This window comes from Gluconobacter kanchanaburiensis NBRC 103587 (assembly GCF_007988905.1).
In the GTDB taxonomy this organism is placed as follows: domain Bacteria; phylum Pseudomonadota; class Alphaproteobacteria; order Acetobacterales; family Acetobacteraceae; genus Gluconobacter; species Gluconobacter kanchanaburiensis.
The window spans coordinates 1-10,462 of record NZ_BJVA01000028.1 but is presented as its reverse complement, the minus strand read 5'-3'; the positions used below and the strand labels follow the sequence as shown (position 1 = coordinate 10,462).

Annotated in this window: 8 protein-coding genes and 1 pseudogene; 6 read left to right on the top strand and 3 right to left on the bottom strand. The window is 55.6% G+C overall.

Annotated features, from left to right (window positions below; genetic code table 11):
* The coding region (locus GKA01_RS13735) for a hypothetical protein (protein WP_208653423.1) at nucleotides 1–228 on the bottom strand (228 nt) is incomplete at its 3' end.
* Between the two features lie 495 nt (nucleotides 229–723).
* On the opposite strand from GKA01_RS13735, the pseudogene GKA01_RS13225 reads away from it, so the two are divergent.
* From GKA01_RS13225 to GKA01_RS13935, 6 genes and pseudogenes are all read left to right on the top strand, one after another.
* Nucleotides 724–888 (top strand): annotated as a pseudogene (locus GKA01_RS13225) (IS5/IS1182 family transposase); the annotation flags it as partial.
* Nucleotides 889–1,276: 388 nt separating this feature from the next.
* The gene (locus tag GKA01_RS14125; protein ID WP_146864037.1) at nucleotides 1,277–1,978 is read left to right on the top strand and encodes an Mbeg1-like protein; all 702 of its coding nucleotides are present in this window, start codon (nucleotides 1,277–1,279) and stop codon (nucleotides 1,976–1,978) included.
* A 639-nt stretch (nucleotides 1,979–2,617) separates the two neighbouring features.
* A complete protein-coding gene (locus tag GKA01_RS13215; protein ID WP_146864031.1) occupies nucleotides 2,618–3,412 on the top strand; it encodes an ImuA family protein in 795 nt (264 codons plus the stop codon).
* Nucleotides 3,336–4,850, top strand: a complete 1,515-nt coding sequence (locus tag GKA01_RS13210; RefSeq protein WP_167506387.1) for a Y-family DNA polymerase — start codon at nucleotides 3,336–3,338, stop codon at nucleotides 4,848–4,850. Before GKA01_RS13215 ends, GKA01_RS13210 begins: the two co-directional genes overlap by 77 nt.
* The gene (locus GKA01_RS13205) at nucleotides 4,847–8,023 is read left to right on the top strand and encodes an error-prone DNA polymerase (RefSeq protein WP_146864028.1); all 3,177 of its coding nucleotides are present in this window, start codon (nucleotides 4,847–4,849) and stop codon (nucleotides 8,021–8,023) included. Before GKA01_RS13210 ends, GKA01_RS13205 begins: the two co-directional genes overlap by 4 nt.
* Nucleotides 8,024–8,167: 144 nt before the next feature.
* Nucleotides 8,168–8,314 (top strand): hypothetical protein, encoded by a 147-nt coding sequence (locus GKA01_RS13935; RefSeq protein ID WP_228120080.1) that lies wholly within the window; start codon nucleotides 8,168–8,170, stop codon nucleotides 8,312–8,314.
* Between the two features lie 264 nt (nucleotides 8,315–8,578).
* Here GKA01_RS13935 and GKA01_RS13930 read toward each other — a convergent pair whose 3' ends face one another.
* Together GKA01_RS13930 and GKA01_RS13195 are read right to left on the bottom strand one after the other, a co-directional pair.
* Entirely contained in the window at nucleotides 8,579–9,706 is a 1,128-nt protein-coding gene (locus GKA01_RS13930) for a hypothetical protein (RefSeq protein ID WP_228120081.1), read from the bottom strand.
* Between the two features lie 93 nt (nucleotides 9,707–9,799).
* Complete coding sequence (locus GKA01_RS13195) at nucleotides 9,800–10,198, bottom strand: helix-turn-helix domain-containing protein (protein WP_146864025.1); 399 nt, start codon at nucleotides 10,196–10,198, stop codon at nucleotides 9,800–9,802.
* Between the last annotated feature and the right edge of the window lie 264 nt (nucleotides 10,199–10,462).

Below are 10,462 nucleotides of genomic sequence, written 5' to 3'. Positions count from 1 at the left end.
AGATTCAACCTTTGGGGTTTCGGTCGAAACAACAGGTTCCTCTTCGCGCTCGTTCACAGTGGCGTTCAGCAGTGCTTCAGCTTTTGCCGTATCCCGCTCGGCCTGGTGGCCGTGCATGTTCTGAAAGTCGACATCGAAGACTACGAAGGCCGGGAACTGCTGCCGTTTTTTCCCGAGGCGCTGGCCGCGTTGTGGCCCGATCATCTCATCATGGAAGACACCGAGCATGGCCGGTGGGCCCAGGGCGTCTTTCCGGTGCTGCGGCGATGTGGGTATGAACGCTGCTCCCGCAGCCGGGGGAATCTTCTCCTCTCCAGGTTCTGACTGGCGCTGGAGAGGAGAAGCTTGTCAGCTTTGGAGGGAAAGCATTTGGCTCTTCCAATGCCCGTAACTAGCCATTAGGAGATGTTCTGTCCCATCTGGAGCGTCGGATAGTCGGTATCTTCCTGCTTACAGCCCCCCATTGCCGCCGTTTCCTGCCGGGAAAAGGCCGCGGATTTTGGGTGCGTCCGGTAAAGTGTGGCGTTGCTGATCCTATGCTCTCGGCACAGATCAGGAACACCCTCGGCCTGGCGGATTGCGCCCAACCGGCTATAGCTTATCAAGCCCGTAAAGCTGTCCGAAGGGATGGGGCCACCTCTGCTTTCCCGCCTCACGACCGTGTAGGGCTAGTTCTACCGTTGGATCCGCGAGGGACGATAGGAAGCCATGAACCATATTCTCGTGATTCTGCCGAAACGCTGGATCGTAGAGCGCAGCTTTGCATGGCTCAGACGCAGCCGCCGCTTCACGCAGGATGTCGAGGTAACACCCTCGTCATCCTGCGCGTGGTTGATAATCGCCCACATCCGCAAGATTTTGCGGAAAATCAATCAAAACTCTTTTTGATTTAGGCTCTATGCGTTGACAATTAATGATAAATACATAATTATTTTACATTAATAATATATTCAACGAAATATTTAATGAGTCCAAATATGTTTTTTTTGATTTTGTTTTGTGAAATTCTTTTCTTTTCATCATATAGTTTTGCAAATGATAAATGGTCGTTAAAAAGTATAAAACCCAAAAGTGAGCTGTTTTTTTCATTTCCCAAAATTTCTTCTGAAGCAAATAATTCGTTTAAAAAATACGCGACTCCATGCAATCGTGTTGATGCGTCGAAATATTTAATCGATATGCAAAATGCCGCTCTTATGTCAAAACTAAGTGAAATATCTTATAATAACTCCTTTGAAAAAGACGGTTATAGATACGAAAAGGGTAATTTTAAAAAATAGACGAAGATGATAATGTAGCAGAGGTTTATTCTAATCTGCTTTACCCGGGAAGCGGTAATCTTCAAGTTGTTGTTTTTCATTCTAAAAACGACAAGAGAATTGTGGCTGCCTTCAGAGGTACCGATTTTTCTTCAATGTCCGACATAAAAAATGATATTGATCAGTTTTTGAATCGGAACTCTTCTTATTACATTTGGTCATCTACTTTGGTAAGATTTTTAAAGAGCGCATACGGTAATAACCTAATATTAACTGGACATTCATTAGGTGGAGGGATGGCGATGTACGCGTCTATAGTACATGGGGTCCCAGCTTATTTATTTAACCCAGCCGGACTGTCTCGCCACACAATTCATTGTATTCATAATGATCCTGTATGTATTATAAATGATTCAAAAGTAAACGAAGATTTAAAGATAGACGTGAGAAATATAAATAATATACGATCATATGTTTCAATTTCATCGGGGAACGTAGAGCCGCTGTCAGCGATTTCTATGGATAGTTACTCGGTCATTATGGGTAGAATTACATTCTTAAATATTGATGACGTTCAAAAATACAAAGGAAAAATATCATATTTGGATTCTCACAAGTTGAAGTATCTTGAATACGCTATACAAGATGAAGTTAATCATTCAAATAGAAATGTATCATATATTTCGCGTTGTATTGGTGAAATTGATAGTGTTAAATAAATTATTATCTATATATAATGTTAATTATATTATTTATGTCGAAGTGATTCACTGTCGGTATTAAGTATCCTATTATCAAGGAATTGCGCCGATATTGGGCAGCCTCTATTCGCCTCATGTCGGGCATGTGTGTCTGGACTCGCGTCGTCGGAAAGCCGACACTGCTCCATTAAAGGCTTTCGAATTCGCAGTTCAGGCCTGCGCCACCGCCAGTCCTGAATATTTAATTCGACATCACCGGCCATTCATTGCCACTGGTCGTCAGAACTCCGAGACAACGGAGAAAAAAGTTCCGCGTCGTTGCCCATACTGCGCCTAGTAGATGCCAACACCACTACCGTTCCTGAGTTGGTAGCGTTTGTCGAACAAGTTGACGACATCGGCGCGCAATGTTGTCATGGGAGCGTCGGCTGTGCGCATGTGAATTTTCCCCTGGGTTTCACACAGGGGAAATTTGAGGAGAAAGAATCCTCTACCTTCAAATCTTTACGTCACCTCCCGGGATTTGCCTGAGCAACGAGTGGGCAACCAGCCTGCGTGTCACATGCAAATTGGCGTTGACTTGCGCAATCATATAAGAACAAAATAAGAACACATAGTCCTGAAATTCTGCCAGACAAGGGGCGATGGATCTTTGCAATGCGTGCTTCTCCCAACATGAAACCAGCTTTGGAGACGTTGCGTGCTGCCATCAGCCGTCTGGAAGGTCATACAAACCGGCGTCGGTCTGTTCTGCCTTTTGGTGTGAGGGAGATCGACAGTCGTCTGCCAGGGGGAGGGCTCGCGCTCGGGGCTCTGCATGAAGTGGCCGGTGGCGGCAATGATGCGCTGCATGGTGCGGCAGCCGGACAGTTCGTCGCCGGGATCGCGGCCCGTACACGCGGCAAGGTGTTGTGGATCGTCACCCGTCAGGATGTGTTTGGTCCCGCGCTCAAACAGGCCGGATTGTCCGGCCGAAGGGTCATCTATGTCGAGGCGGCCTCAGAGGCTGACGTTCTGGCGTGTTTCGAGGAAGGGCTGCGACATGGTGGTCTTGGGGCCGTGGTCGCAGACGTGGCACGTCTGTCGATGACAGCATCCCGTCGCCTGCAACTGGCGGCTGAAACATCTGGCGCGCTTGGCCTCGCGATCCGGCGCTGGCGCCGTCAGACCGAGGCCGCCGATTTTGGTCAGCCGACGGCGAGTGCCACGCGCTGGCGGGTGTCCGTATTGCCCTCGGTTGGGTTGCCGGTGCCGGGAGTGGGCCGGCCCCGCTGGTTGCTGGAACTGATCCGTGCCCGTGCGGGCGAATGTGCTGATTTTGAAGTGGAGGCCTGCGATGCCAAAGGGAGGCTCGCCTACAGGAGTTGTCTCGCGGGTGGTCTCGCTTTACCTGCCGCTCTGGCCAACAGACCGGATCAGGAAGCGGTTGGGGCACGACGCGCCCGCGCCTGATCTCCCTCTGGCGCTGGTGGGGCGGGAAGGGCGTCGTCGCGTTGTGCTGTCGGTTGATCTGGCAGCCCGCAGGCTGGGCCTGCGTCCTGGTACGCCAGTCGCCAAGGCGCAGGCGCTCTATCCTGATTTGCTCTTCATGGATGCTGATCCCGAAGGCGACCGGCAGGGGCTGGAAAAGCTGGCGTTATGGTTCCAGAACCGGATTTCCCCTCTCGTCGCAACCGATCCGCCGGATGGTCTGGTTCTGAACACTACGGGCGCCGACCATCTTCATGGTGGTGAGCGCACCATGCTCATAAACATGATCCATCGTCTGTCCGGTGCCGGCTTCAGAGCAAAAGCGGCCTTAGCCGAAACGTGGGGGGCCGCTCACGCACTCGCACGTTATGGCCAAGCGTCGCTGACTATCGTGCCGCAGGGGGACGTGGCTTCCGTCCTTTCTGACTTGCCCATTGAAGCCCTGCGTCTGCCCCCCAGGAGTATCGAAGGGCTGATAGCGCTAGGGGTGTCGCGGATTGGCCCACTCGCTGCGATGCCGCGTGCTCCGCTGACACTGCGCTTTGGCCCCGACATAGCCCGCAGACTGGATCAGGCCTTCGGTCGCGTGAATGAAGCCATCATCCCGATCCGGCCCGTTGACCCGGTGCAGGTGGTGCGAAACTTTGCCGAGCCGATCGCGGCGGCAGAGACCATAGCCCGCTCTATCGGCAAGCTGGTTCCTGTGCTGTGTGAAAAGCTGGACGAACGCGGGCAGGGTGTGCGGCGTCTTGATCTGCTGCTGCACCGCGTCGACAGCCGCACCGAAGCTGTTCGCGTGGCCATGGCGAGACCGGTGCGGGACATCAAATGCCTGACCCGGCTGCTGTGTGAGAAGATCGAGACCATCGATCCCGGTTTTGGCATTGAGCGTATGGTGCTGATTGCCGCGCTGGCCGAGCCGATGGACCGGCGCCAGACCGCCTCCTCCCTGATCGAAGAGGAGGAAAGCGATGTTTCCGACCTGATCGACACGCTGGCCAATCGTGTCGGTACCCATGCGCTCTATCGGTTTGCCGCAGTGGAGAGCGATCTCCCCGAAAGGTCTTTCTGTCGTGTGCCGGCTCTTGCTCCGGAAGAGGCGAAGGACTGGCCCGATCACTGGCCACGTCCGACCCGGCTGCTGCCGCGCCCCGAACCGGTGCAGGCCATGGCGGAGCTGCCGGACCAGCCGCCGTTGTTCTTCATCTGGCGTGGCGTACGGCGCAAGGTGAAATGCGCGGATGGCCCGGAACGGGTTTTCGGGGAGTGGTGGAAGGATGACACCGAACTGACCATCGCCCGGGATTATTTCCGAGTGGAGGACACGAGCGGCGAACGGTTCTGGCTCTATCGCGCGGGTGATGGGGAACATGGCGATACCGGATCGCAGGCCTGGTTTCTGCATGGCATCTTCGGATGATGTCCTTGGCACCTCCTTATGCCGAGTTGCAGGTCACGACGTATTTCTCGTTCCTGCGTGGGGCTTCGTCGCCCATCGAGCTCTTCGAGGAGGCAAAATCGCTTGGGATCGAGGCGCTCGGGATTTGTGACCGCAATTCTCTGGCTGGCATGGTGCAGGCCCATGTCGCGGCGAAAGCGACCGGAATCCGACTGGTCGTCGGCTGTCGCCTCGACTTTGCTGATTTCCCGCCTGTGCTGGCCTATCCGACCGACCGCGCCGCTTATGGTCGGTTGTGCCGGCTACTCACCATCGGCAAGGCTCGGGCCGGGAAGGGCACGTGCCATCTGGTCTGGGATGATCTGGTTCACTGGGGTGAGGGGCTGCTTGTCATCCTGATTCCAGACGTAGCTGATGACGCATGCGCCCTGCATCTGCGCAAACTGAAAGACATCTTTTCCGATCGCGCCTTTATGGCGCTGACGCTGCTCCGGCGTCCGAATGACCAGATGCGGATCTATGAACTGGCGAACCTGGCGCATCAGGCAAGAGTGCCGACGGTCGTGACCAATGACGTGCTGTTTCATACCTATGACCGGCGCATCCTGCAGGATGTCGTCACTTGTATCCGGCACAACACCACCATCGACGACGCCGGGTTTGCCCGTGAACGCCATGCGGACCGCTACCTGAAACCGCCTGAAGAAATGGCCCGACTGTTCAGCCGGTATCCGGAAGCTGTGGCGCGGTCCGTTGCTATCATGGAACTCTGCAGGTTCAGCCTTGATGACCTAGCCTATCAGTATCCGGATGAAGTCTCTGTTCCGGGCCAGACGCCGCAGCAGGCCCTTGAGGGGCTGACTTGGGAAGGGGCGGACAGTTTCTATCCCGAGGGGATCCCTGAAGCGGTTCGCAGGAGCCTCCATCATGAACTCGCCCTGATCGCGCGCATGGATTACGCGCCTTACTTTCTGACGGTGCACAGCATTGTCCGTTACGCCCGTTCGCAGGGTATTTTGTGTCAGGGCCGGGGTTCGGCCGCCAATAGTGCCGTTTGCTACGTGCTGGGTGTCACAGCCATCGATCCAGCCCGGAACAACCTGTTGTTCGAGCGCTTCATCAGCGAGGAGAGGCGCGAGCCACCGGATATCGACGTGGACTTCGAACATGCGCGCCGGGAGGAGGTGCTCCAGTGGGTCTACAATCATTATGGCCGGGACCGCGCAGCCCTGACGGCTGTCGTGACGCGTTATCGTGCAAAAGGTGCGTTGCGGGATGTCGGCAAGGTGATGGGATTGCCTGAAGATCTGATCCGCACGCTCTCCGGGCAGATCTGGGGCTGGGGGCTAAAGCTGGAAACAGACACGCTGACGGACACCGGCATCGATCCCTCCGACCGTCGCGTCCGTCTGACCCTGGATCTGGCCCGATGCCTGATGGGCGTGCCACGCCATCTTTCCCAGCATCCGGGCGGCTTCGTGCTGACTCATGATCGGCTGGATGAACTGGTCCCGGTGGAGCCCGCGGCCATGGAGAACCGGCAGATCATCGAGTGGGACAAGGATGATATCGACGTCCTGAAATTCATGAAGGTCGACTGTCTGGCGCTGGGAATGCTGACCTGCATGAAGAAAGGGCTCGACCTTCTGGTCGAACACAAAGGTCAGCATTTCACGCTTGCGACCATTCCAGCCGAGGATGCGCGCACGTATGCGATGATCCGCAAGGCCGATACAATCGGGGTCTTCCAGATCGAAAGCCGTGCGCAGATGTCGATGCTACCGCGTCTCAAGCCTCGCGTTTTCTATGATCTGGTCATTGAGGTTGCGATCGTGCGGCCGGGGCCCATTCAGGGGGATATGGTCCATCCTTACCTGAGACGGCGCGAGGGACTGGAGCCGGAAGAGTATCCGACGCCTGAGCTGGAGAAGGTTCTGAAAAAGACTCTTGGCATCCCGCTGTTTCAAGAGCAGGCAATGCAGGTCGCGATGGTCTGCGCGGGATTTTCGGCCAGCGAGGCGGATCAGCTGCGTCGGGCCATGGCGACGTTCAAGAATACTGGCACTGTCTCCCAGTTTCAGGCCCGGTTGGTCGAGGGCATGAAGGACAAAGGTTATTCGAAAGAGTTTGCCGAGAGGATTTATCAGCAGCTTGAAGGGTTTGGGTCGTACGGTTTCCCGGAGAGCCACGCGGCAAGTTTCGCAATCCTTGCTTATTCCTCGTCCTGGATGAAATGCAGACATCCCGATGTGTTTCTGACGTCCCTGCTCAACTCCCAGCCGATGGGATTTTATGCACCCGCCCAGCTTGTGCGGGACGCGCGCGAGCATGGCGTTGAGATCAGGCCAATCTGCGTCAACGCGTCACGATGGGACAGTACGCTCGAGGGGCCGGAGACAGGAGAGGGCAGATTTGCTGTCCGGCTGGGCATGAGCCTGGTGAAGGGACTTGCCAATGATGAGGCCGCACGGATCGTTATCGCGCGGGGTGCAAAACCGTTCATATCGGTAGACGATCTGTGGCGTCGGGTAGGGGTGAAGGCAGCCTCGTTGACGCATCTTGCGGAAGCGGATGCTTTCCGGCCGGCTTTCGGTCTCGCACGACGTGAAGCGCTTTGGGCTATCAGAGCCCTGCGTGACGAGCCCTTGCCGCTGTTTGCCGCGGCCATGGTGGAACGCGAGGCAGAGGAACCCGATGTGTTGCTCCGGCCCATGCAGGAAGGAGCCGAAGTGACACGCGATTACAACCGGACCGGTATGAGCCTGCGGGACCATCCGCTGGCCTTCCTGCGCAGCGATCTGCGTGAACAGGGCATTGTGTCCTGCCGACAGGCGCTGGACGCAAAGGACGGGCACCGAGTGACCGCGGCAGGGCTTGTGCTGGTTCGGCAGCGTCCAGGCTCCGCCGAAGGTGTGGTGTTCCTCACGCTTGAAGATGAGACCGCCGCGCTGAATGTCATTGTCTGGCCGGACATGTTCGAGAAATACCGCCGCGTCGTGCTTTCTAGCCGGATGTTGGGCGTGAAGGGTCGTCTTCAGAAAGAAGGCGAGGTCGTGCATCTCGTCGCCCGCGAGATCATCGATTTTTCTGCGCTTTTGGCTGACGTGGGAAACCGTTCTCTGCACAGAGTTGGCAGAGAACAGCAGGAACCACAGTCCGAGCAGATCGTCGTGGCATCACGAAATTTCCACTGATTGAGGTCGTGATGTCCTAATTTCAGGTTGGCTCGCTCAATCGCGATCTGGGCATGGTTGTATGCCGTAAATCCTGAGCGCTTCCATGAGCTGTTTTTTGAGGCGTTCCGTGTTAGACGGATTGAAAGAGCTCGCTTGGACAAGATGATTCACGAGCTTATCGCAGAAATCTTTGCGACCACGCCTCGTGCTCAAATTATCGCCGAGGCCAGTCAGGCCGGATGCGTGCCGCCGAAGAATGTGAAGTACCACGGACTGGTGCGGGTCGCGCAGTTTCTGACGACGTGCTGAGCGAAAGCGCACGGGTGCAATGGGAGAGGGCGAAGCCTGGCGAAGTATTCTTGCCATAGTGCCAACGTGAAAATCGGCTTCGATTTTTTTTCATGTTCCTTCTGATGATTTTCAGAAGAACGCTGAGTCGCTCCGGAGGGTATTTTTTCTTTAGATACGGTTGCAGTACCGCAAGCCGTTTTGGAACGGCGTTCAGAGCACGTCTTCTTAAGGAAATGTCGTCCCTCATGCCGGCCTGTCGCAATTGTCGTTCCCGTGCGGCCTTCAGCACGGACCGACGTTTCCGGCTCCTGACGTCCTCAAAAGCAATCTCCGCATCCCGATATGCAAATTCAATCTCCGGATTGTCCCAGCCTGAGACCGGAGTGTTCGGGGGATCGGCCGCTTTTCGTGATCTCGAACTGTTTTTTCGGAAACCCCAGCGGCAACGGCAAGAGCCGACTGCGTGAGCTTTTTATCGGAGGGCCACGCAAGAATAAGCCCCACCAGTCGACGCGATGTGGCTTCTCGACGCATTGCCCCGGTCTCGCGTCCTGAGCGTGCCTGCGCCTGCCGGGGTGTTTCCTCAGGATCTCGGCTTCGAGTGGCGCGGCGAGCAAGTTTCTTGTGAAGGTAGTCGTGAATACGCTGACACATTCCCATAACGTTTCCCGGGGGAACGGGACGAGGAAATTGCCTGTTGATCGCGCGGGCGTAGGCGAGGATGCCTTCGGAGTCAGGCGACGGGTGAGGTGCAAAGTGTCGCCTCACGTTGTTGAACAGGTACTGGTTTGTAATCCTGATCGCTTTTGGAGTGTTGTAGAAGTCGCTGGTGCTGTCGCAGTTTTCACCAAAATCCGGACCTGTTCCAGGAGAAAGCAGTTTGACAACCGCGCGCAGTTCAACCCTCTCTGCCCCTGGCCGGATTTTCCAGACGGGGCGCTCAGATGTCGGGCTGCCCTGCCGGCTCCCCCGGATTGCCCAGGGCGATCCCACCAGGGCAAGGGCCGGGAGACGTGATGCTCCGAGAAAGTGTGCCATCAGTTTTTCAGCCCACTCGGCAAGAATCTGAGGGGCAAGACGACCATTTGCGCTGGTAATAACAGGCGTGTTTAACCAGAGGATGGCGAACCCACGTTGCTCCTCGGCATCCGTAACGATCATCGGGCGGATCATGTCAGGCAAGGCTGCCAAAGGTTCTTTCCAGTCAGAGCCTAGCCTGAAAAGCAGGGCATTCCGGGCGTCCGGGGTATTGGGTGAGACGTAGTCCTGTGAAACTGCGTCTACCATATCCATGATTTGCGTCGCTGTTTCGTCTTCGGTCATCGACACGCGGACATGACAGGGCATTCGGGGCAGATAGCGCCCTGCTATGTCTGAAGCCGTCGGCAAAGTCTCCTGGATGACTGCCAAGGCGTTCTTTAAGAAGTGTGGACGCCGGACATGCCATGCAGGCATCATAGCTTGCACCCGCTGCCGACACTGAGCTCCGGTGCAACGAAAATTCTATTTTATCAGACATTGTACAGCCTCCCAGCGGATCGCTGAAGACAGCGAAAAGCTGACGACATACAACCCTGCGATCAAAGCCAGGAGGGTAGCGGCCCGGAGATATACCAGGACGGGCATGAGGACGATCTGGCCTGTGGGGCGCGGTCGGCCCCTTTTACGCTTTGCGGTGGCGTTCTGATCAGACCCTGCAGAAACACCTTTGCCGTGACCCAAGTCGGAAACGCGGGCGTCGCACTGAACGCGCGAGGCAAGAAATGCGTCAAGGTCCTGCTTGCGAAAGCGCAGCCGTCTGCCAAGCGCAATAAAAACGGCAGGTCCGTGCCCGCGCGATCGCATCGTCCTGAAGCCATCATACGAGATCCTAAGGTATTCCGCGGCTTCCCTTGAAGTCATGACCGTGAGAGAGGTTCGGCCATCTGGTCTGTCTATGTCCGCGTCTCAATGCTTGTCGGTATATTCGATAGAGTAGAAAGGCGTATTTATAAATCAATCAGTAAATCGACCCTGAGAGATTCCACCTCGTCACGAAATCTACTTCCAAAAAGCATTTCCGGTTTCTGGCTAGAGAGATTTTCCGCGCATGGAGAAACATGACAAATGATGTCAAGCAGAGAGATGTCCTGTATTCGTATGAACATCTTGTGTGTCGCGTCTATG

Bases quoted from the DNA above. Each gene is read 5' to 3' on its own strand.
- GKA01_RS13215 (WP_146864031.1), top strand. From the start codon at position 2,618: ATGCGTGCTTCTCCCAACATGAAACCAGCTTTGGAGACGTTGCGTGCT.
- GKA01_RS13205 (WP_146864028.1), top strand. From the start codon at position 4,847: ATGATGTCCTTGGCACCTCCTTATGCCGAGTTGCAGGTCACGACGTAT.
- GKA01_RS13935 (WP_228120080.1), top strand. From the start codon at position 8,168: ATGATTCACGAGCTTATCGCAGAAATCTTTGCGACCACGCCTCGTGCT.
- GKA01_RS13195 (WP_146864025.1), bottom strand. From the start codon at position 10,198: ATGACTTCAAGGGAAGCCGCGGAATACCTTAGGATCTCGTATGATGGC.